Consider the following 22,603-nt stretch of genomic DNA (forward strand, 5'->3'; position numbering starts at 1 on the left):
CTAAAAAATTAAGGGTTAAATTTATTTTTATACTTCAGTCAACCGACTTAAATACTTATTTCTAATCACCTCATCTATAGGTTTATTCTGTATTTTACTTTCTAACCAAGAAATAATATCTAGATACAGAAAGGAGCGTCCTTCATAAGGATGAATTTCATAAGTTTTTAGTTTTTTATGTAATTTAGAAAAGGCCTTCTTAAGGTCCTGTGGGTAAACATCTTGCAGGCTCCTAATGAATTTAATCATTTCCTTTTGCACTTCGTACAGGTCGTTCATTTTTATTAAAAATTTATACGTACTTCGCAATAATGCCTCTAAATGAAAATCTAAGCCCGCTTCATAATGCGCTACCAAATTTAGCACTCTCGAAAAACAAAGTAAATCCTCTCGCATTGTCAATGTTTTATTCGATATAATTTTATCTAAATATGCTATTGTTTCGCTATTATTCCCTGATCCAAAATGAAGGCTTGCAAATTTATAGTAGAAAATCATTTTATGGTGCTCGTCTATTCTATTTTTAAACCGAACTAAATCCAATTCTATTTTAGGAATAAGTGCTAAACCGTCTTTAAAAGTACCCCCTATAAAATGTAAATTAATTCTATTTAAATTAAGATATAGAAATGAAAGCGCTGCTACGTTTTCACCTTTTGGAAGCTTGTTTTCGTTAACTATAGTAACGACTTTATTTAGGGCTTCTTCAAATTTATTCCTGTCTTTTAAAAAGAATAATGATTCCAATAAATAATGATTTCCTTTTAAGAAAAATACAGGATTTAAATAAATCATTTTAGGGTTTTGATAAAACAAATCGACCCATTTTAAAGCATACTTATAACCATTTAGAAAATCTTGCATTAAAAAATGATACCATAAATAGGCGTTGTACAACCATAATTTTTCTCTAAATCCTAACGTTTTAATATTATACTTAGGTAGTCTTTTATTAAAATAATGCTGTATCCACTGGCTTTCCTCTTTATTTTTAACATATCCTATTTTTAAAAACAAACCAAATAATTGTAATGATAGATTAGAGAACTTACTCGTAATTACATTTGCTGCGCTTAATTGTTTTGCTTGTATTGTTAGCTCATCTGCTCTTCCACTTATACTCCGTGTAATGTATTGTGATTCTATTACTTTTTCGAGCTCAACGATTTCAGACGCTAAGTTTTTTTCTTCATTGCTAATGGCTACGCCTTTGGCTTTATCTAAAATTTTTAAACTTTGTTTATATAAGCCTTTATGATATAAAATAGAAGCAAAATCCAACTGTTCTCTAATTTGAGAACGCACATTTTGATGTGAAGGATTTAATTTTAAACTAATTAATATTTGTTTATACAAATGCGCTTTTACATTTGCTAACTGCTGCTTTTTTACTGCTGTAGATTTTAATATTGCCTGCTCACTATAGGCTGTCATTTTATCCAAAACCATAAAAACATTCAAAAACTTAGAACTGGAATTAACTCCTAACCTTCCAACATAAAGTTTAAATTGTCGTTTTTCAGATTTCGTTAACGATTTAATCAATACAAATAAATTATCGTTCTGATTTTTAGACATTAATTTAAAAATAAGTTTATCAACCTATTAAAAGTTGATTATATTAAACATATTACTTTTTAAACGACACCAGATATATTAACGTTTATTTTGCACATTATATCCTAAATATAAACTAGCCTCTTACTTACAAAAATACATTGTATAAAATAATATTTGCGCTTTAAATATAATACTTCAAAAAAAAGTTTGATTGATTAATAGCATATGTACGCTTTAAATAAAAAAGCACCTCTTAAATGGAGGTACTTTTTTATTTTTAAAGGAGTCCTTATGACTTCTGTTACCATACCACTTAAGCTTAAAACATTTTAAAAGGTGAATTTTGTATTTAATGAAAACGAATCTGCGCTTAAACCTGTTGTTCGCTTATAATGCCCATACCTAAACTCCAAAAGACTCATTTTAAATCGATTGGACTTAGAAGTATTAAAACCAAAAATGCCGTTAGGAGGAGATAGTTTTATCCCTAACCCTATTTTTGTACTAGAGAATGAAGACATGTCATAATCTGAAGTATAATATACAGAGCTTAAGCTATGTTGCCCGTAGGGTTGAAAATAATCACTATCGCCTTGATTATGATATCTAAAAAAGGGATAAAACGTTATAGATGATGTTAGTTTTAAAGGTATTTCAACATTAAAAGTATGAGCTCTCAAGCCAAACGTATCATAATAATACCTATAATAAAAACGTGTTATTACTTTAGGTGTTATAAAATAATTACTCCTGAAACCTAAAGCAAATTTAGTTCTATTTCTAGGTAAACGCTCTACACGTACTGTTTTATCTTCTTCATTAGTAATGCCATCGTTAAAATATACGCGGTGAAAAGGCGTTAGTAAAATCCCATTTTGATAAGTAACATCTAATATCGCGGCAAAATTGAGGCGTTTGTTAATATTTGTTTGAAAATCGATCCCAATATTATAAGTATACCGGGTGTCTTTTTCAAAATCATTATTGCTGGTATTAGCGTTGTCATACTCATCGTCGTCGTCGTCGTCGTCGTCTCTCGCAGACGCCCTTTTTCGATCATCATCATCATCATCATCATCATCGTCATCATCATCATCATCATCATCATCGTCATCATCGTCATCATCGTCGTCGTCGTCATCGTCATCATCGTCATCGTCGTCGTTGTCATCATCTCCATCATTGCCGTCGTTGCCGTCATTATCATTACCTCCATTATCATCATCATCGGTATCCTCAATGCCGTCAGTATCTTCGGTATCGTCTGTGTCTGTATCATCGTCATCATCATCATCATCATCGTCGTCATCATCGTCATCGTCGTCATCATCATCGTCATCGTCATAATCTTCATATCCATTTCCCGACCCGCCTTTCGTATTTGAATTTCTAATTTCACCAGGATAAATAAGAAGCCAGCGATCTATAAATACGTTGGCTTTTATAGCTATTTTTTGATTATCATTATTAAAACTTTTACTCCAATTAACGCCAAAGTTAACAGAAGTCACATCGTACTCCTTAGAGTATCCTGCTCCAAAACCAATAGTTGTATTATCCTTCTTATTAAACTCTGTATACTCTAATGATATATGTTTACGAGAGTCCTTAGCCGAAATTGCCGAATTACTATTAGAACTTGCTCCTGTAGCGTATTTATCTATATTGGCACTAGATGCCGAGGTATAATAATCTATACCTGCAGAGACAGAAATACCACTAGAAGTATTTAAAGGCGCACTTATAATTACAATTGGTGATGAATTTTTTAGTGCTTCGGTTCCCAAACCACCTGTAACAGCTCCATTGTTACCATCTTGTTCATAATAATTATAAAGAATACTTACTTCTGTTGGAGATAGTTTTTTTACAGTATCCTGAGCATTACAAATACTATTAAAACTAATAAATAAAAGCGTAATTAAAGTATATTTTAGTTGCATCCGCATCCTCCTCCTGTTTTTCCGCCGTTAGCTCCAGAAGCGCCTTCACGGTAATTTTGAAAATTAATTTCGAAACGCTCTATTGCGCTTGATGACAACTGCATATCTGTATCATTTAGATATTCTTTTTGGTAGGGTTTAACAGCTGTACATGCGTTCGCAAACAGAATTGTAACGCTTATAATAATATAGTTTTTCATTTAGTTAAATTTGGTTTTTAAAGTTTTAGAGGCATGTATTTTGTTCTTATCATCTACAATAAGACATTCAATACCATTCAATTGATTAATTAGATTTAACCCTTTGGTTTTGCCCATTACAAATACCGTAGTAGAAAGTGCATCGGCTAATTCAGCATTTTCAGAAAAAATGGTCACACTTTTAATTCCTTGAGTAGGCCAACCTGTCTTGGGGTTAATAATATGAGAATATAATTTATTGTTAATGGTGACATAATTTTCGTAATTACCAGAAGTGACCACTGCCGAATTATGTAAATTGAACCATGCCAAATCGTTTTTTGTTTTATTGGGGTTTGAAATGGCAACTTTCCATGTTTTAGTTTTTGGATGATTTCCCCAACTACAAATGTCGCCTGAAGCATTTATTAAACCAGCCAATACCCCTGCCGTTTTTAATTTTTGTTTAACTTTTTCGGCAACATACCCTTTACCTATAGCACCAAATCCTATTTTCATTTTTGGTGTTTTTAATAGCACGGTTTGATGTGTTTCATCTAGAATTATATTTTTATAATTAATAGATCCTATGGATTTATTAATTGTAATACTGTCTGGAATAACTACCAAAGGCTTATGGAAATACCAGACTTTATCTATGGAAGCAAAAGAGATATCAAAATACCCCTCTGATAACTTAGAGATATGTTTGCTCCGTTTTATAAGATCGAATAACTCTTTATCTACATGTATCGCCTTTTGTCCTGCGTATTGATTTATTAATGCTGTTTGAGAATTTTTATCCCATGATGATATAAGTGCTTCTACACGTTCCACTTCATTAATAGCCATTTGTAAAAATTGTCGTCCTTCAGTTTTGGAATTTGCAACTATAGCAAATTGAAAATCGACTCCCATAAGCATAGCACTTCTTTCGTAAACATCTTGAGAGTAAAGCAAGTGAAAAGGGCCTATTATAAATAGGATTATAATAGTTTTCATATTTAAATTAGACATTAATCTAAATATGATTTAATATAATATTTAGCTGTTTCGCCTTTGTATCCGTCTATTGTTTTAATAACATTTCCTTGGCGATCTAATATTAACACATATGGGAAAAAACCATTAGGATTATACTTATCGGCTATGGACTCATTATATTTTACAATACTCTTGACCACTTTTTTCCGATCTCTTTTAAAATCAATATTTACTAACTCAAACTTACTAGAAGCGACATCTTCGAATGCTTTAGAATCAAATACATTTTCTTTAAGTTGTATACAAGGTTTACACCAGTCTGATCCAGAAAAAACTAATAGTACTTTTTTATCTGTATTCTCTATTGATTGTAATGCGTCTTCTAAGTTTGTATGCCAATTTACTGTTAAGAACAAACCGTAAACACAAAAAATAATTAATGCTTTCATTTTAAAGGGGGTTAAAGGTTGTATTTATTTTTATTTAGATTAAATAAGAATAATATGGTTTGCAAAAGTAATTCGGAAGATCAAATAGAACAAACTTATTTTCATTTTTATTTTACAGAACAAATAACAAACATCCACAAATAACGATAACACACTCAAAGCCAGTAACTTGAAAAACACATGCAATCACTTTTTATAAAGACTATTTTAGCTAAGACTCTTTTTTAATTATAAACAGCTGATATTAAAGCTCTTGTTGTCTCAGGTGTAAATCTTGGTAAATTTATATTATTTTTATTTAGATTAATTTAAAATAAGAAGATATTTTTGTGGCCAATTATAAAATTCAGACTTACTTAATATGAAAAAAACAGTACTCTTTCTTGTGTTATCAACTCTCGTTAGATTAACCATAGCACAAACGATTTCTATTGGTACAGAAACCTTAGACAAATCCATTCCCGTGAATCCGCTCTATTCATATTCGTATTCTCAAAACTTATATTTAGCATCTGAGATTAATGACAGTGGCAATATCTACAAACTAAAATTTAAAGGGAATTCAAATTTCTCTATATCGTATTCTAATGAATGGGTTATTTATATGGCCAATACAACGAAAACAAATTTCTCGTCCAGCAATGATTGGTTGGGTTACAATAATTTAACACAAGTATACCAAGGCACCGTTATTGTAGTTAATGATGCTGTAGAAATACTATTAACTACGCCTTTTAATTACAATGGTACAGATAACCTAATCATTGCTGTAGAAGATAATCAATCTAACTATGATACTAATTTTAATCATTTCTTAAGTTCTTCTGTTTCTAATAACCGCTCAATTTATTACCGTTCAGATTCACATAATCCACAACCCGAAGCCCCACCATCAGGAAACCCTCAGTCTTTTATCTCGAATATTGATTTAGATTTTACAGCTATAACATGCACTGTACCACAAGCATTAAACGCTTCTAATATTAATGCCACTTCGGCGAATTTAACATGGTCTCCCAATGGTTCGGAATCGCTTTGGAATATAGAATACGGCCTTACTGGTTTTTCTCATGGTACTGGCACTCTAATTAATAACATCCCTACCACTCATAATAATATACCTAACCTAAGCCCAAATACAATATATCAAGCTTATGTACAGGCTAATTGTGGTAATAACGATGGTGTTAGTGAATGGTTTGGCCCTATTAGCTTTATGACACCTTGCAGTACATTTACAGCGCAATACACTCAAAATTTCGACAATGAATCTGCACCAAACCTAAATGATTGTTGGAAAAGTACCATAATAGGAAGTTCTAATTCTTTTTCAGAAATTCTAACCACAACATTTAACGAAGTGAGCGCTCCTAATTCTGTAAGAATAAGCAATTCTGGAGATACTAATGGCATCTATTACTTAATTTCACCTAAATTCTCTGATTTAGATGATACCAAACAAATTAAGTTTATGGCTTATAAAGATATTGGTAATAACAACGGAGATGTTATTGAAATAGGAACAATGACTAACCCAGATGACCCAACAACTTACTCTAGTTTTAGAACCTTATCGTCTAATGAATTTGAAGAAGACACTTGGACCCCCTTATTAGTTACTTTTGAGTCATACACTGGTAACGCTGCGCATATCGTATTTAAATATATCCCTGGTACAGGATATTATAACACCTGGTATCTAGATAACTTCATTTACGAGAATAGACCAACCACTGTGCCTAATTGTATTGTAAATACCATGGCTATTCCAGACATTACTTGTGGAAACAAAGGCGCTGTACTAAGCTGGGATGACATTAATAATGCAGACGGATACAAACTTACCATTGGCACCACTCCTAATGCTAATGACATTGTAAATGCTTTAGATTTAGGAGCTATATTAACTTATACTTTGGAAGCATCTTTAATTAACACAATGTATTACTGGAAGATAACACCTTACAATTCCATTGGAGATGCCTTATGCTCTGAACAATCGTTTACAACAATAGCAACGGGATGCTATTGTGAATCTATCCCTAGTTCAAATGATGGCAACGGCATATCTAATACCAAAATTAACACCCTAAACTTCACTGGGGCAGACGTAACTTATCAAGATCATACTGCGACTGTTGTTACTATAGCTAAAGACATTACAACAACTGTAGACATTACTTTTCAAACAGGTTTTGATTATGATGTTCATATATGGATAGATCTAAACGATAACTTTATATTCGAAGCTTCGGAAAAACTATATACAGGAGCATCTACAGGAGACAACCCTACCACTCTTAATGCAACGTTTGTAGTTCCCAGTAGTACAACCATAGGAAATCATAGAATGCGAATTGGCACTGCAGACATTGGGCAACCGACACCTAAGCCTTGTTATTCCGGAAGTTATGGAGTTACCATGGACTTTACTACCAATGTAACGAATACATTGTCTACAAGTGAAAATATTATCGCTAATTTCAAGTTTTTTCCCAATCCTGTTAATGATGAATTATCGTTTTCGGCACAAGAGGACTTAACAGCAATAACCATATATAATATTATGGGAAAAATGGTTTACCAGAAGCAGATCAATACTCAAAATTACACTGCAAACCTTTCTAAATTAAACACAGGTATTTACCTTTTAAAGGTTAGCTCAAACAATAAAGAGCAAACATTTAAAATGATTAAAAAGTAAACTTAATAGCATTATAAAAATCACACATACACATCATCTATAAAAAAGCGCGGAACCATAATCAATGATTCCGCGCTTCTTGTTTCAGTTTTATGCTTTGATCCAATATTCTTTTAATTTTATCAAAAAGCGAACTTATATAAACTAAAAAAGCCTCGAATTTAAATTCGAGGCTTAGTACTGAAGACGGGACTTGAACCCGTACGTCCTAATGGACATTGGATTTTAAGTCCAACGTGTCTACCAATTCCACCACTTCAGCATTGGTATATTATAAAAAAATAGTCAGAGCGAAAGACGGGATTTGAACCCGCGACCCCCACCTTGGCAAGGTGATGCTCTACCCCTGAGCTACTTTCGCAGTTGTTATATGAACGTTGCTACATTGCTGTTGCGGGTGCAAATTTAAGTCTTTTTTACAAATACCAAAGCCTTTTTAAAAAAAATATTAAATTATTTTATAATCCATTGATTTACAGCATTCCTTTTTTAATATTTTTTTTATGATTTTTAGAAAATCTAAAGAAAATAAAATTATTCTATGCGTTTTTTGTTCTTTCCAGCATGCGTTTAATTTCATTTAATTTCATTAATGCTTCCACTGGAGTTAAAGTATTAATATCTGTTAATAAAATTTCTTCCTTAATTTCTTCAAGCAATGGATCATCTAAATTAAAGAAACTCAATTGCATTTCATCTTTTATAGATTTCACCTTATCTGTCAATTCTTCACTAGAATGTGAATGCTCTAATTTCTTCAATATTTTATTGGCACGATGCAATACTTGCTGAGGCATCCCTGCTAATTTTGCAACATGAATACCAAAACTGTGTTCACTTCCGCCTGCTACCAGTTTCCTTAAGAATAAAACATTATCTTTTAACTCTTTTACAGACACATTAAAATTCTGAATACGATCAAAGGTTTCAGTCATTTCATTAAGCTCATGATAATGTGTTGCAAATAATGTTTTTGGTTTTGCTGGATGTTCATGTAAATATTCACTAATAGCCCATGCTATTGAAATCCCATCGTAAGTGCTAGTACCGCGTCCAATTTCATCTAATAACACCAAGCTCCTATTACTTATATTATTAAGAATAGATGCCGTTTCATTCATCTCTACCATAAATGTAGATTCACCCATTGAAATATTATCACTCGCACCTACACGTGTAAAAATCTTATCTACTAAACCTATCCTAGCACTTTTGGCGGGCACAAAACTACCTATTTGAGCTAAAAGCACAATTAGGGCTGTTTGGCGTAAAATAGCAGATTTACCAGACATATTTGGCCCTGTAATCATTATTATTTGTTGAGAATCTCTATCCAAAAACACATCGTTCGTAATGTAATCTTCCCCTATTGGTAATTGTTTTTCTATTACAGGATGGCGTCCTTCTTTTATATCTAAATCGTGAAAATCATCTAATACGGGATATGCATAGTGGTTATCATTTGCTAATTGGGCAAAACCACATAAACAATCTAATTGCCCTATTAAATGCGCATTCTGTTGTACTGGCTTTATATAGTCACTCATCCAAAGTACTAACGCACCAAACAATTGCTGCTCAATCCCTAAAATACGCTCTTCTGCTCCTAGAATTTTCCCTTCGTATTCCTTAAGTTCTTCAGTAATGTACCGTTCTGCATTTACTAAGGTTTGTTTTCTAATCCATTCTTCAGGGACTTTATCCTTATGCGTATTACGCACTTCTATATAATATCCAAAAACATTATTAGAGGCTATTTTTAACGATGTTATTCCTGTGCGTTCACTTTCGCGCGCCAACATATTATCTAAGTACTCTTTTCCTGAAGAAGAAAGTGCTCTTAGTTCATCCAATTCTGAAGAAAACCCTATAGCAATAGTATTCCCTTTTAACACATTTACAGGGGCATTTTCACTAAGTGTTTTTCCTATTTTTTCACGAAGCACATCACAGCCTTGTAAATTAGCGCCTATTATTCTTAAAGACTCATTGTCACAATTTGACGCCATTTCTTTAATAGGAATAATAGCTTCCAAAGAATCTTTAAGCTGAATGACTTCTCGAGGACTAACCTTAGTCGTCGCAACCTTAGAAATTAAACGCTCTATATCTCCGATTCGCTTTATTTGATTTTGTATCTCTTGATGCGTTGTATTATCGCTTTTTAAAAACGAAACAACCTCATGACGTTCCTTAATTTTTTCAACATTCTTAAGCGGTAGCGCTAGCCAACGTTTTAGCATACGTCCTCCCATTGGAGAAATCGTTTTATCAATAACATTTAAAAGTGTTACAGCATTGTTATTGGTAGAATTATATAATTCTAAATTACGAATAGTAAAACGATCCATCCAAACATATTCATCTTCTGCAATTCGCGATACTGACGTTATATGCTCTAACTTATTGTGTTGCGTTTCTGCTAAATAATGTAAAATGGATCCCGACGCAATAATACCGTCATTAAGTCCCTGTATACCGTAGCCTTTTAAAGATTTTGTATTAAAATGCTTCAACAAGGTTTCGTTTGCATAATCTGTTTGATATATCCAATCTTCTAAATTAAACGTATGAAAATCGGTACCAAAGCAATCATTAAAATACAAACGCCTCTGCTTTGAGACCAGTACTTCACTAGGACTAAAGTTCTGGAGTAACTTATCGATATATTCTTGGTTCCCTTGCGAGGTTAAAAATTCTCCTGTAGAGATATCTAAAAAAGCAATTCCAATAGTACTTTTCCCAAAGTAAACCGAACATAAAAAGTTATTCCTTTTAGACTGTAACACCTCATCATTAAGTGCTACACCAGGTGTTACCAATTCTGTAACACCGCGTTTTACTATTGTTTTGGTTTGCTTAGGATCTTCTAATTGATCGCAAATAGCAACGCGCTCCCCTGCCTTTACTAACTTTGGCAAATAGGTATTTAAAGAATGATGAGGAAACCCCGCTAATTCGGTTTCACTTTCACTTCCCGCCCCTCGTTTAGTTAAAATAATTCCTAAAATCGCTGCTGTTTTAACAGCATCCGATCCAAATGTTTCATAGAAATCTCCCACACGAAACAATAATAACGCATCAGGGTATTTTGCTTTAATGGCATTATACTGCTTCATTAAAGGGGTTACTTTTTTTACTTTTTTAGCCAATGGATTCTTGTTTTATATACTTGATTTCATCTTGAACCTTTTTATTTTTAAAATTTAAGATGACTTCATTATTTTTGTTGTAAAATATAAAAGATGCAAGGTAGCCATTATTTCATTTTCCTTAAAATGGTTCGGTTAAATTCTTCACAAGAATAACAACTTAAGCGCCGCCTCAACAATATATAACAAAAGGGTTACATCCAATGAAAAAGAAAATATGCGTAAACTAAAAAACAGTGAGTTAGACCGATTGAGTGTTGATGGCTTTAAATCTGCAAAAAAAAACCCCATTATTATCGTTTTAGACAATATTAGAAGTCTAAATAACATTGGCTCTGTTTTTAGAACTAGTGACGCTTTTTTAATTGAGAAAATTTACCTCTGTGGTATTACTGCAACACCTCCGCATAAGGACATACATAAAACGGCATTAGGGAGTACAGATACCGTTTCATGGGAGTATGCCGAAAACACCTTGGAATTGATTACTAAATTAAAGTCGCAAAACATAAAGACTTGCGCTATCGAGCAAGCTGAACATGCAACAATGCTTGATCATTTTTCTGTTCTCCCCAACACGACATACGCCTTAATTTTTGGAAATGAAGTAAAAGGTGTTAGCCAAGAGGTTGTTAATATTTGTGATTATGTTATCGAAATCCCTCAATTTGGAACCAAACATTCTCTAAACATCTCGGTAAGTTGTGGGCTTGTTGTTTGGGATTTATTTTCGAAATTAAACACAATTCAACCTTAATCCTTATCACACGGATAAATCTTATTATTTAATTCGCTATGATTAGGCTATGTTTAGCCCAATAACTCAAAAAGCATCGAAAACACAGTTTTAACAGATCTTTTCCCCCTTTTTGTTAGCTTAATAGTTTACATATTTATACGTCCCAAAAACAGGAAAAACAATATTATTTTCAACACTCCAACTAAACAGGAAAATTACCCAGAGCAAATCTCATCTAAAACCCAAAGGTAATCCGCTCTATTTTTTACAAAATCTCGATTAGAGATATCTATAATTTTTACATTTAGCTCAGTTTGATTTTTTAAAAACTCCAGGTAGCCTGCATTTATTTTCTCTAAGTATTCGTTTTCTATATTTTGTTCATAGTCCCTACCCCGTTTTCTAATATTGGCTTGAAGTCGTTCTGTATTTTGATATAGGTATACATACAATTCTGGCTTTGCGATATCTTTATACATTAAATAAAAGAGTTTCCTATAAAGCTTAAACTCATCTTCCTGAAGTGTTATTTTAGAAAAAATCAAAGATTTAAACACATCATAATCACTAACTATAAAGTCTTTAAACAAATCGAGTTGTGACAAATCATCGCTAATTTGCTGATATCTATCTGCTAAAAAAGACATTTCTAATGTAAAAGCGTAACGCTGCGCATCCTCATAAAATCGAGGCAAAAAAGGATTATCTGCAAAACGTTCTAATATAAGTTTAGCATTATAATCCTTAGATATTTTTGTGGTCAAACTGGTTTTTCCTGCGCCAATATTTCCTTCTATAGCAATATAATTATATTTAGAAAAACGATGTCTTTCACAGGGGTTTATCAACTGCTGGCTAATAGGCTCTAAAACACTTTCATCTACACATTCCTTTAACATTTCTAGCACTGAGTTTTCTAATTTTGGGTGTTTTAATTTAGCATCCAAATCCTTTAAAGGCTCTAATACAAATCGACGCTTATGCAATTCTGGATGCGGCACCTTTAGCACCGTCTCGTTAATAATTTCCCTTCCAAAAAATAAGATATCTAAATCTATTGTACGCGCTTCATAACCTTTGTTTTTTGTACGTGTACGTCCCAGCTTTATTTCGATAGCCAATAATTCTTCTAGGACTTTTTGAGGTTCTAAATGCGTTTCCAAAAGAAGGCAGGCATTTAAAAAATCGTCACTTTCAAAACCAAAAGCTGGCGATTTAAATACTTTAGAAATACGGCTAACAACACCAACAACATTATAAATAGCATTTACGGCCAATTGTAAGTTCTTCAACTTATCTCCTTTATTACTCCCTAATGATATGTATACTTTTTTCGATTGCATCATAAGTAAGGCAAAATAATGAAAAGTAAATGTATTAGTTTATATTTACTACAAGTATTTATTAACGATTTTAAATGATCATAAAAGACAAACTTGCAGCACAGCGTATATACCTCTTTTTAGGAGCGTTATTCATAACTTCTTTAGTAGTTTCAAACCTTATTTTTCAAAAATTTTTTTACTGGTATCCGCTAGATATTGAAATTTTCGGTTTTAAATTATTTGAAATTTCTGTAGGTATATTACCATATCCAATTACGTTTTTAATAACCGATTTAATTAGCGAAATATATGGCAAGAAACGAGCTAACGATGTTGTTATTGCTGGTGTTTTCGCTTCTTTATTTTCCTTATTAATCATTTTTATTGCTAATGCGGTACCGGCAACATCTTGGTCTTACGTTAAAGACGATATGTTTAAAACTGTTTTTGGCAACTCGGCCATTGCTGTATTTGCAAGTATGGTCACTTATTTATTTGCACAATTTGTAGACATTCAAATTTATCATTTTTGGAAGCGATTTACCAAAGGAAAACACCTCTGGTTACGAAATAATTTTTCAACAGGCTTCTCTCAATTCTTAGACACCTTTACCATTTTAGCATTACTCTGTTCTTTTGGTATCATTGAATGGCATAATTTTAAAGGCCTACTTATAAGCGGCTTTTTATTTAAAGTACTAATAGCCATTATAGACACGCCTTTTCTTTATATTGGCGTCTATTTTTTTCGAAAAAGATTTAACTTAAAAACAATGGGGGAAGAAATTGACTTATTATAAGTTTGCAAAACAATACTTCGAGCCATTGGCTTCACTTATTACGTATATAATTTAAACATTAGCCCCTTTTAAAAAGGAATAAAAAAGCTTTTTTATGAAAAAAACATTAAAAATTATTGGATTATCACTACTCATCATTATTGCGCTGCTGGCAATAACTCCTTTTATTTTTCAATCTCAAATAAAAGATATGGTTCGCAAGCTAATAAATGAAAATGTAAACGCGAAAGTTGAATTTGCAGATGTTAGCCTAAGTTTTTTAAGTAGCTTTCCTCAAGCAAACGTAACTGTTGATGAATTAAAAATAACCAACTTCGCTCCCTTTAAAGATGAAACCCTAGCTTCGGTTAAATCGTTTTCTTTTGACATCTCTGTGAATGAATTATTCAAAACCGCTAGCGATGCACCTATGGTATTAAATAGTATAAATGTAGAAGAAGCATTAATAACCTTAAAAACAAATGCTCTTGGAGACACAAATTATGATATCGCTAAAAAAGGAGGGGATAACACCGCTAAAAAACAAGACTCTAAACCAGGGAACTTCACTCTAGATATTAAAAATTATGGCATTAAAAATAGTGCGTTAACCTATATAGATGCGATTTCAAAAACCGAAGTGTATGTTACAGAATTTAACCATAATGGTAATGGTACTTTCTCTGAAACTGTTTCTGAATTAAACACAAAAACCAGCACCAATATCACTTTTATAATGGATAGCACAGAATATTTAAGCAATAATAAAATAAAACTAGATGCGATTATTGGCTTAGATTTGAAAGATAACATATACACTTTTAAAGATAACAAGGCCTCAATAAACAATTTATCTATTGCATTTAAAGGCTATGTACAATTACTTGAAAGCGGGCAGGACATAAACATTACTTTTGAAAACACAGACACCTCATTCAATGACTTCTTTGCGCTAATCCCTGAAGCCTACACTAAAAGTATTAATACTATTGAAACTACCGGTAATTTTAATGTAAAAGGAGAAGTAAAAGGACGCGTTAGTGATGAGACCATTCCGCATTTAGACATAAATATAGTTTCAAAAAACGCTTCTTTTAAATACCCTGACTTACCAAAACAAGTTAAAAATATAGATATTGATGTGTCTATAAAAAACAATTCAGGGCAAATAGATGACACTTATGTTGATTTAAAAACATTAAACTTTAAAATTGACGAAGACAGCTTTAAATCCTCTGCCTCCATAAGAAACCTAACCAAAAACATTGCAGTAAACGCAAGTATTGATGGGGTTTTAAATTTAGACAATATCACTAAAGCATACCCTGTAGCTCTAGAAAATGAATTAAGCGGGATCTTAAAAGCGAAGTTGAATACTGTTTTCGATATGAATGCTGTAGAAACTAATGCCTACGAACGTATAAAAAACAATGGAAGCATTAATATTAGTGATTTTAAATTCTCCTCAAAAGATATTATTAATACCATCAATATTTCGCAAGCCAACGTTACCTTTAATCCTGAAACCATAACCTTAGATCACTTCAAAGCTTCGTCTGGGAAGACCGATTTAAATGCAACCGGTACTATTAATAATTTATTAGGCTTTCTCTTAAGTGATAAAAAATTAAAAGGGCAATTCAACTTAAATTCTAACACGTTTAAGGTAGACGATTTTATGGTTGAAGGCGGATCCGATCAACCCGTTAATCAAAGTACAGAACCTGCCGATGCACTTAAAATACCAGCCTTCTTGGATTGTACAATTAGTGCTAATGCAGAAACCGTATTGTACGACAACCTTAGCCTAAAAAACGTAACCGGAACACTTACGATAAAAGATGAGCAAGCAACTTTACAAAATGTTACTTCATCTATATTTAGCGGAAACCTTTCTATGAGCGGTTTGGTAAATACAAAAACCAAAACACCACAGTTTAATATGGATCTTGGAATTTCTAATTTTAATATTTCAGAATCATTTAAAAGCTTAGATATGCTACAAACTTTTGCGCCAATAGCAAAAGCTTTACAAGGTAAATTAAACAGTACCGTTTCCCTTTCTGGGGCTTTAGGAGATGACTTTACACCTATTCTAAGTTCTGTTAGCGGTGGCGCTTTAGCAGAATTATTAACGACTAAAATAACTCCAAAAAAAGCAGAAGTATTTAACGCATTAAAAGGAGCCATTAATTTTATAGATTACGACAAATTAGATTTAAAAAACCTAAAAGCCCGTTTAAAATTTGACAATGGTAATGTTAGTATTTCTCCTTTTGACATTAAGTACAAAGACATCGCTATTAGCATTGGTGGAACCCACAGTTTTGATCAAACAATGAATTATAATGCTGTATTTAATGTCCCCGCAAAATATTTAGGAAGCGATGTTAATCGATTAATAGGAAAAATTAATGACGATGCTGTAAACAATATTTCTATTCCAGTAACAGCAACTATTGCAGGGACATTTACGAAACCTAGTGTTTCTACAGATTTGACTAGCGCCGTTAGCAACTTAACAAAGCAGCTTATTGAAATAGAAAAACAAAAGCTAATAAATACCGGTAAAGACAAAATTAATGACTTACTAGGAAACGTTATGGGTAGCAACACAAGTGCAACAGATTCTACAAAACAGAATAATGACCCTATCAAAAATGTACTAGGCAGTATTATTGGCGGAAACACAGTAAAAGATTCTACGAAGACAGATTCAACAGCAACACAAAATAACATTGTAAAAGATGTTTTTGGGATTTTTGGAAAGAAAAAGAAAAAAGGAGGCCAAAATTAAGTATACAACTGTAAGGCTTTTGCTGTAAAAACAACAAAAGCCTTATGGTTTTAATATACTTTATCCTCGGCATTTTCGCTGCAATTATAGGAGCGCTTCCATTAGGAGCTTCTAATATTATTATAATAAATACCACTTTAAAACAAAATGCTAAACAGGCTTTTAAAATTGCTATAGCAGCAGGAATAGCCGAAGTTATTTTATCTTTTTATGCGCTACATTGTAATACAATAGTACAGCATTTTATTGAAAGGAATCAATGGATTCAATTTACACTTATATTTATACTCTTATTTGTTGGTAGTTTTCTATTCTTTAAAAAACAAAATACAAAAGTTTCAAAAAGAAAAAACGCCCTAAACTCAAAATACCTAACAGGTTTTTTGTCGGGCATTTTAAATCCTCCTGTTTTAGTGTACTGGCTAATTGCTATAAGTTTTATAAATGACAAACTTTACATACTATCTTTACAATCATCCATAACAGTACTCTTTTTGTTTTTTACAGGCGTATATTTAGGAAAACTACTCACCCTATATATATACAGCAAGTTTAGTTTAATTATAAAAAATCGGGTACAAAATATTACGTTGATTTTAAACAAAGTAACAGGTGTTTTATTAATATCGATAGCATTAATAAACGCATTAAAACTTTATTTAATATAAATTACATTAGATATTGTGTAAATTAAAAGTTATACGTATTTTTGCAATCTGAAATTTAAGAACACACATAATTTATACATATGTTAAGAATTGAAATTAAAGACGGAGAAAATATAGAACGCGCACTTAAACGTTACAAAAGAAAACACAGAAACGTTAAAGTAATGCAAAACTTAAGAGAGAACCAGTTCTTTACTAAGCCTTCTGTAAAAAACAGACGTCAAATACAAAAAGCTTCTTACATTCAAGGATTAAGAGACGCAGAGAACGTTTAATTAGTTTTTCTAATTAGTGTTTTCTTTACCATACACAACCTCACATTAAATGTGAGGTTTTTTTGGTTTACATAACTTCAATAGCAATAACCAAGCCCTCATTACTACGAATATTAAAAACTGTATCATCTTCAAAAATAAGATACTGCCCTTTAATACCTTTTAATACCCCTTCGTAACTTTGTACTTTTTTAAGATTTAAGCTTTTAGGCTTTGCCGGGTATTTTTCAACAGGAAATTCTAAATGGGTTTCCATATTATTTTCAATAAAATAAGGCTGTGCCTCTACAGGAAGGTATTGTTTTAATTTCTCTCGCCAGGCAATCAAATCTATATCTTCAATATCATTTTTTAACATTTTACGCCAATTCGTTTTATCGGCAACATGCGCTTTTAACGCCACCTCTGCGATACCTGCAAGATAGCGGTTTGGAACTTCTACAATCTCAATAGCTTCATGCGCCCCTTGATCAATCCAACGTGTTGGCACTTGACTTTTTCTAGTCACCCCTACTTTTACGTTACTCGAATTTGCCAAATACACAATATGAGGTTGTAATTGCGCTCTTTTTTCATATTCTAAATCACGATCTTCTTTACCCAAATGCGCTGTACTTAATTCTGGCCTCATAATCCAATCTGCAGCTTGCGGCACATCAAAGAAACAACTCTTACAAAACCCTTGCCTGTAAATGGGTTTATTTAAGCTACAGTTTAAACATTGTTCGTTGATGTATCCAAAATGTAATCGCCTACCAATCAATTGGTTTAGATTTAAAAAATCATTTTCAAACACGAGATAATATTGAATAGGCTGTGAAAACTCCGTTTCCATTTTTCTTAAAACACCTTGGTAAGTCATAAAAAAAAGTATTATTTTTATTGCATAAAGATACCATAAAATATGTCAATACCATTAGTAAACTCAATTGCTTCCTGGTTTTTAAAAAAACGTTTTCACCAAATAGAATTGTTTTTAAAATACCCTAACGAAGTACAAGAAGAGCTACTCTTTCATTTGCTAGATAAGGCCAAAGACACTCAATTCGGTAAACAATATGACTTTGCTTCAATTAAAAGCTACAGTACATTTTCTGATCGCATACCTGTATCAAACTATCAAGATTACCAAGATATTATAGAACGTTCTAGACAAGGGGAACAAAACATTTTCTGGCCAAGCCCTATTAAATGGTTTGCAAAATCTAGCGGCACAACAAATGCTAAAAGTAAATTCATCCCTGTGAGTTCAGAATCACTAGAAGATTGCCATTATGCCGCTAGCAAAGACTTACTTTGTATGTATCTTAATAATAATGAACAATCGCAACTATTTACAGGGAAAAACTTAAGACTTGGCGGCAGTAAAGAGCTATATAAAGAAAACGGAACTTCCTTTGGAGATTTAAGCGCCATATTAATTGACAATATGCCTTTTTGGGCAGAATACAGCAGCACTCCAAGTAATAAGGTTTCACTAATGAGCGAATGGGAAACAAAAATGCAAGCCATTGTAGATGAAACCATAAATGAAAATGTAACCAGTTTAGCAGGAGTCCCTTCATGGATGCTTGTTCTACTTAATAATGTGTTAGATTCGACTGGAAAAACAAGCTTATTTGACATTTGGCCCAACTTAGAGGTGTATTTTCATGGCGGTGTGAATTTTAACCCTTATGTACAGCAGTACAAAAACATTTTACCTAATAAACGTTTTAGATATTATGAAATATACAATGCTTCCGAAGGTTTTTTTGCCATCCAAGATCAAAACAAATCCAGCGAATTATTATTAATGCTAGATTACGGTATTTTTTATGAGTTTATTCCTATGGAAACCTATGGTACAAAAACTGAAAAAGTAATTCGCCTATCTGAGGTTGAAAAAGGAAAAAACTACGCTGTATTAATAACCACGAATGCGGGGCTTTGGAGATATAAAATTGGGGATACCGTAAGATTTACCTCAACAAATCCTTATAGGATAAAGGTTTCTGGACGTACAAAACATCATATAAATGTATTTGGCGAAGAGCTTATTATTGAAAACGCAGAAAATGCCTTAAAAAAAGCTTGCAAGAAAACCAAAGCAGAGATCGTAGATTATACTGCTGCACCAATTTTTATGGAAGGCAAAGAAAAAGGAGGCCACGAATGGCTAATAGAGTTTAAAACACCTCCTAAAGATATGGGGCATTTTAATGAATTATTTGATAATGCATTAAAATCTTTAAACTCGGACTACGAAGCAAAACGTTATAATAATATAACACTAAATAAACCAACAATTAATATCGCCAGAACGCAACTTTTTTATGATTGGCTAAAGCAAAATGGCAAACTAGGAGGCCAACATAAGGTTCCAAGATTATCAAACACAAGACATTACATAGACGATCTTCTTAAAATAAACATCTAAAAACCTACTGCTATCAGTAAAATTTCATTCGGTATTTTAATAAAAAAATGCGATTATCTAACCTTAATACCGTTCGTCGATTTAATCAAAATACACGAATTATAAAATATTCAGAAAAACAAATATTCAATAAATAATATTCAATAAAAATGGTTTTTTAGAAACAAATATTTAATAATACATCCAATTAAATAACAGATATTCAAACACGAACACTTCTTATTGCTAAAAACGAATTTTAGTGCTCTTTATCTAAAAAATTACAGTTAACTAACAGTGTTACACTACTTTCGCTTCTGTAATTTTTTAAAACAATGAAAAGAAACGTTTTAGTATTTTTTATTTTATTTTCAACATGCTTTAGTTTTGCCCAAGATTCTCCAGACTTTTTATTAACCGAGAATTCAGTTAATAACCCCAATACGCCAAGCGCAGCTAATCAAATAAGCGAAAACGGATTTAAATACACCGTTCTAGATGCAGGAATGAATACTCAATATTCCGAATTTGGCTCTGGACTCTTTATGAATAAATTCATAATGGTCTCTTCAAAAAAAATAGGTGGCCTTGCCAAAATTGACAAAAACACCAATGAAGGCTATAAAAACCTATTCTGCTTAGACATTAAAGAGAATGGCTCACTAACATTCCCTTTATTATTTTCAAGAATGATAAACACTAAAGGAAATGAAGGTCAAGTTTCTTTTTCTCCAGATGAAAAAACAATGTATTTCACAAGAGAAACAAAAGAAAATACAATGATTTACAAGCTTTATAAGGTTACAAGAGAAAACAATTCACAGGGTAATTGGACAAATCAACAAATGTTAGACATTAATATTGAAGGCTACTCTATTGAAACACCTTATGTAAACAGGACTGGAAATAAACTCTATTTTTCTTCTAATATGCCAAATGGGAAAGGAGGATATGACCTGTATGTTTCTAATATTAAAGCTGATGGTACTTTAGAATCCCCTAAAAACTTAGGAGATACTATTAACTCTAAGCTTGATGATAAATTCCCTTCATTATCCTTAGACGGTGAAAACCTTTATTTTTCATCTCAAGGACATAATAACATAGGCGGTTTTGATATTTTTAAAAGTAAAATAACTAAAAAAGGTTATAGAACACCTAAAAATTTAGGCAATACAATTAATACTAAATACGATGAAGTTGCTTATTTTATGACTTCAAAAAACGAGGGGTATTTAAGCTGCAATAAACTTTACGGATCAGGAAGTTACGACATTTACAGATTCACTTTTACCCCAATAACACAAAGTATAAAAGGCAAAATTTTAGACACCGATACTCAAATTATTTTACCCAACGCGGTGGTTATTTTATTAAATGAAGAAGGTGAAGAAATAGCGAGACAAACAACTGGAGATACTGCTATTTATTCTTTTAATGTTTCGCCTTTTGAAAAGTACACAATTAAAACCTATAAAGAAGGGTTTAAAGCGTCTATTATAGCACTTACAACCAACAGAGAAAATAATATTACTTATGAAAAAAACATCAATCTAGAAGCAACCAAAGCCGTTATAGAAGAAGTAAACGATAAACTCGTGATTACAGTAGAAAACATCTATTTTGATTATGCTAAATGGCGTATAAAACAAGAATCGCTTATTGCCTTAAACAAAATAGCGACTGTCCTTAATAAGAATCCAGAAATGAAAATTGAAATAAATGCACACTCCGACAACAGAGGAAATGACAATTACAATTTAAAATTATCTGAAAAACGAGCAACATCAGCTATGAAATATTTAATTAAAAAAGGGATTCCTAAAACACAATTAATTTCTAATGGCTACGGAGAAAACAAACCGTTAATAGACTGTAAGTCGAACTGTACAGAGGCTGAACATCAGGCTAACAGAAGAATAGAATTTATTATACTAAATTAACCATCCTAACTTATCAATTATTTTTACTCAAAACCATTCTCAACGCTTTTAGTCGGGAATGGTTTCCTTATATTTAAATAGTCTATCACCTTATAACCAACACCGAACACTCTTTTCCCTCAAACAGTTCTTTCTATACTATTTAAGAACTACTATAACAATTCTTGTTTAAACTATAAATAACATTATTTGGAAAGCCTAAATCGATCCGTTCTGGCAAAAATTTAAAATTATATTTTTCGAGCAATTGCCTAGATCTCACATTTTTTTTGTGAGTAAATGCTTCTATTGTTTCGAATAACCGAGTATTAAAACCAAATCCCAAAACAATTTTCAAAGCTTCTGTCATAATGCCTTTACCTTGAAACTCTGGTAATAAATCGTAACCCAATTCTGCCGTCTTTCTATCTTCAGAGAAGTTCCACAAACAAATACTTCCTACTGGTTGCTCATTATCTCTTGACCGTATAACCCATACTATTGCCTTGTCTGCATTCATTAAATGAATGGTTTTATCTATATGCTTTCTCGCCGCTTCTAACCCACTACATAAAGGGCGCATTATATACCTATTAACAATTTCATTAGAACGTAAGGCATAAATAATATCTACATCTCCTATTTCTAGTTTAGACAACATTAAACGCTCTGTAATTAAAGGATTAGACATGACTTATTTTTTAAAAACAAAAAGCCATGTCTACAATA

Annotated in this window: 17 protein-coding genes and 2 tRNA genes; 8 read left to right on the forward strand and 11 right to left on the reverse strand. The window is 32.1% G+C overall.

The features are described 5' to 3' along the window. Positions 1–27: 27 nt before the first annotated feature. From AC2D8I_RS03340 to AC2D8I_RS03360, 5 genes are all read right to left on the reverse strand, one after another. Positions 28–1,578 carry a hypothetical protein gene (locus AC2D8I_RS03340; RefSeq protein ID WP_484704571.1) on the reverse strand — a complete coding sequence of 517 codons (1,551 nt, stop codon included), beginning with the start codon at positions 1,576–1,578 and terminating at the stop codon, positions 28–30. Positions 1,579–1,889: 311 nt separating this feature from the next. Continuing rightward, a complete protein-coding gene (locus AC2D8I_RS03345) occupies positions 1,890–3,509 on the reverse strand; it encodes a DUF3570 domain-containing protein (protein ID WP_484704572.1) in 1,620 nt (539 codons plus the stop codon). Beyond that, entirely contained in the window at positions 3,494–3,703 is a 210-nt protein-coding gene (locus tag AC2D8I_RS03350) for a DUF4266 domain-containing protein (protein WP_484704573.1), read from the reverse strand. Before AC2D8I_RS03350 ends, AC2D8I_RS03345 begins: the two co-directional genes overlap by 16 nt. After that, positions 3,704–4,684 carry an FAD:protein FMN transferase gene (locus AC2D8I_RS03355; RefSeq protein WP_484704574.1) on the reverse strand — a complete coding sequence of 327 codons (981 nt, stop codon included), beginning with the start codon at positions 4,682–4,684 and terminating at the stop codon, positions 3,704–3,706. It abuts the gene before it with no gap. Positions 4,685–4,698: 14 nt separating this feature from the next. Continuing rightward, the gene (locus AC2D8I_RS03360; RefSeq protein ID WP_484704575.1) at positions 4,699–5,115 is read right to left on the reverse strand and encodes a thioredoxin family protein; all 417 of its coding nucleotides are present in this window, start codon (positions 5,113–5,115) and stop codon (positions 4,699–4,701) included. Positions 5,116–5,476: 361 nt separating this feature from the next. Between AC2D8I_RS03360 and AC2D8I_RS03365 the strand changes: the two genes are divergently transcribed. Next, on the forward strand, positions 5,477–7,819 hold the full coding sequence (locus AC2D8I_RS03365) for a T9SS type A sorting domain-containing protein (protein ID WP_484704576.1): 2,343 nt from the start codon (positions 5,477–5,479) through the stop codon (positions 7,817–7,819). A gap of 178 nt (positions 7,820–7,997) precedes the next feature. On the opposite strand, the gene AC2D8I_RS03370 is transcribed toward AC2D8I_RS03365, so the two are convergent. The 3 genes from AC2D8I_RS03370 to mutS all read right to left on the reverse strand — a co-directional run bounded on the left by AC2D8I_RS03370 (position 7,998) and on the right by mutS (position 10,971). Next, positions 7,998–8,081: transfer RNA gene (locus tag AC2D8I_RS03370), tRNA-Leu, on the reverse strand. Between the two features lie 27 nt (positions 8,082–8,108). Next, positions 8,109–8,180 (reverse strand) — tRNA-Gly (locus tag AC2D8I_RS03375). 178 nt (positions 8,181–8,358) lie between these two features. Continuing rightward, a complete protein-coding gene (gene mutS / locus AC2D8I_RS03380; RefSeq protein ID WP_484704577.1) occupies positions 8,359–10,971 on the reverse strand; it encodes a DNA mismatch repair protein MutS in 2,613 nt (870 codons plus the stop codon). Between the two features lie 217 nt (positions 10,972–11,188). Here mutS and AC2D8I_RS03385 point away from each other — a divergent pair, with 217 nt between their 5' ends. Next, entirely contained in the window at positions 11,189–11,728 is a 540-nt protein-coding gene (locus tag AC2D8I_RS03385; protein WP_484704578.1) for an RNA methyltransferase, read from the forward strand. Between the two features lie 197 nt (positions 11,729–11,925). On the opposite strand, the gene folK is transcribed toward AC2D8I_RS03385, so the two are convergent. Then, a complete protein-coding gene (gene folK / locus AC2D8I_RS03390; protein WP_484704579.1) occupies positions 11,926–13,056 on the reverse strand; it encodes a 2-amino-4-hydroxy-6-hydroxymethyldihydropteridine diphosphokinase in 1,131 nt (376 codons plus the stop codon). A gap of 71 nt (positions 13,057–13,127) precedes the next feature. Here folK and AC2D8I_RS03395 point away from each other — a divergent pair, with 71 nt between their 5' ends. From AC2D8I_RS03395 to rpsU, 4 genes are all read left to right on the forward strand, one after another. After that, complete coding sequence (locus AC2D8I_RS03395) at positions 13,128–13,835, forward strand: queuosine precursor transporter (RefSeq protein WP_484704580.1); 708 nt, start codon at positions 13,128–13,130, stop codon at positions 13,833–13,835. Between the two features lie 94 nt (positions 13,836–13,929). Further along, positions 13,930–16,611, forward strand: coding sequence for an AsmA family protein (locus AC2D8I_RS03400; RefSeq protein ID WP_484704581.1), 2,682 nt, complete (start codon positions 13,930–13,932; stop codon positions 16,609–16,611). A gap of 44 nt (positions 16,612–16,655) precedes the next feature. Next, on the forward strand, positions 16,656–17,279 hold the full coding sequence (locus AC2D8I_RS03405; protein ID WP_484704582.1) for a LysE family transporter: 624 nt from the start codon (positions 16,656–16,658) through the stop codon (positions 17,277–17,279). A gap of 80 nt (positions 17,280–17,359) precedes the next feature. Then, on the forward strand, positions 17,360–17,554 hold the full coding sequence (gene rpsU, locus AC2D8I_RS03410) for a 30S ribosomal protein S21 (protein WP_484704583.1): 195 nt from the start codon (positions 17,360–17,362) through the stop codon (positions 17,552–17,554). A gap of 67 nt (positions 17,555–17,621) precedes the next feature. On the opposite strand, the gene AC2D8I_RS03415 is transcribed toward rpsU, so the two are convergent. Continuing rightward, on the reverse strand, positions 17,622–18,416 hold the full coding sequence (locus AC2D8I_RS03415) for a DUF2797 domain-containing protein (protein ID WP_484704584.1): 795 nt from the start codon (positions 18,414–18,416) through the stop codon (positions 17,622–17,624). Between the two features lie 42 nt (positions 18,417–18,458). Between AC2D8I_RS03415 and AC2D8I_RS03420 the strand changes: the two genes are divergently transcribed. Next, positions 18,459–19,973: a GH3 auxin-responsive promoter family protein gene (locus AC2D8I_RS03420; protein WP_484704585.1), complete on the forward strand. Its 1,515-nt coding sequence runs from the start codon at positions 18,459–18,461 to the stop codon at positions 19,971–19,973. Positions 19,974–20,287: 314 nt separating this feature from the next. Continuing rightward, positions 20,288–21,895 carry an OmpA family protein gene (locus AC2D8I_RS03425; RefSeq protein ID WP_484704586.1) on the forward strand — a complete coding sequence of 536 codons (1,608 nt, stop codon included), beginning with the start codon at positions 20,288–20,290 and terminating at the stop codon, positions 21,893–21,895. A 142-nt stretch (positions 21,896–22,037) separates the two neighbouring features. Here the strand turns inward: AC2D8I_RS03425 and AC2D8I_RS03430 are convergent, their stop codons facing one another. Next, positions 22,038–22,565 carry a GNAT family N-acetyltransferase gene (locus tag AC2D8I_RS03430; protein WP_484704587.1) on the reverse strand — a complete coding sequence of 176 codons (528 nt, stop codon included), beginning with the start codon at positions 22,563–22,565 and terminating at the stop codon, positions 22,038–22,040. Positions 22,566–22,603: the final 38 nt, after the last annotated feature.

The sequence above is a fragment of the Lacinutrix sp. YIN62 genome (assembly GCF_057219185.1).

What these genes read in the sequence shown, in the direction of transcription:
- AC2D8I_RS03415 (WP_484704584.1), bottom strand. Translation starts at nt 18,416, where the DNA reads ATGACTTACCAAGGTGTTTTAAGAAAAATGGAAACGGAGTTTTCACAG.
- AC2D8I_RS03350 (WP_484704573.1), bottom strand. Translation starts at nt 3,703, where the DNA reads ATGAAAAACTATATTATTATAAGCGTTACAATTCTGTTTGCGAACGCA.
- AC2D8I_RS03395 (WP_484704580.1), top strand. Translation starts at nt 13,128, where the DNA reads ATGATCATAAAAGACAAACTTGCAGCACAGCGTATATACCTCTTTTTA.
- AC2D8I_RS03420 (WP_484704585.1), top strand. Translation starts at nt 18,459, where the DNA reads ATGTCAATACCATTAGTAAACTCAATTGCTTCCTGGTTTTTAAAAAAA.
- folK (WP_484704579.1), bottom strand. Translation starts at nt 13,056, where the DNA reads ATGATGCAATCGAAAAAAGTATACATATCATTAGGGAGTAATAAAGGA.
- AC2D8I_RS03355 (WP_484704574.1), bottom strand. Translation starts at nt 4,684, where the DNA reads ATGAAAACTATTATAATCCTATTTATAATAGGCCCTTTTCACTTGCTT.
- AC2D8I_RS03365 (WP_484704576.1), top strand. Translation starts at nt 5,477, where the DNA reads ATGAAAAAAACAGTACTCTTTCTTGTGTTATCAACTCTCGTTAGATTA.
- AC2D8I_RS03340 (WP_484704571.1), bottom strand. Translation starts at nt 1,578, where the DNA reads ATGTCTAAAAATCAGAACGATAATTTATTTGTATTGATTAAATCGTTA.
- AC2D8I_RS03385 (WP_484704578.1), top strand. Translation starts at nt 11,189, where the DNA reads ATGCGTAAACTAAAAAACAGTGAGTTAGACCGATTGAGTGTTGATGGC.
- rpsU (WP_484704583.1), top strand. Translation starts at nt 17,360, where the DNA reads ATGTTAAGAATTGAAATTAAAGACGGAGAAAATATAGAACGCGCACTT.
- AC2D8I_RS03360 (WP_484704575.1), bottom strand. Translation starts at nt 5,115, where the DNA reads ATGAAAGCATTAATTATTTTTTGTGTTTACGGTTTGTTCTTAACAGTA.
- AC2D8I_RS03345 (WP_484704572.1), bottom strand. Translation starts at nt 3,509, where the DNA reads ATGCGGATGCAACTAAAATATACTTTAATTACGCTTTTATTTATTAGT.
- AC2D8I_RS03425 (WP_484704586.1), top strand. Translation starts at nt 20,288, where the DNA reads ATGAAAAGAAACGTTTTAGTATTTTTTATTTTATTTTCAACATGCTTT.
- AC2D8I_RS03430 (WP_484704587.1), bottom strand. Translation starts at nt 22,565, where the DNA reads ATGTCTAATCCTTTAATTACAGAGCGTTTAATGTTGTCTAAACTAGAA.
- AC2D8I_RS03405 (WP_484704582.1), top strand. Translation starts at nt 16,656, where the DNA reads ATGGTTTTAATATACTTTATCCTCGGCATTTTCGCTGCAATTATAGGA.
- AC2D8I_RS03400 (WP_484704581.1), top strand. Translation starts at nt 13,930, where the DNA reads ATGAAAAAAACATTAAAAATTATTGGATTATCACTACTCATCATTATT.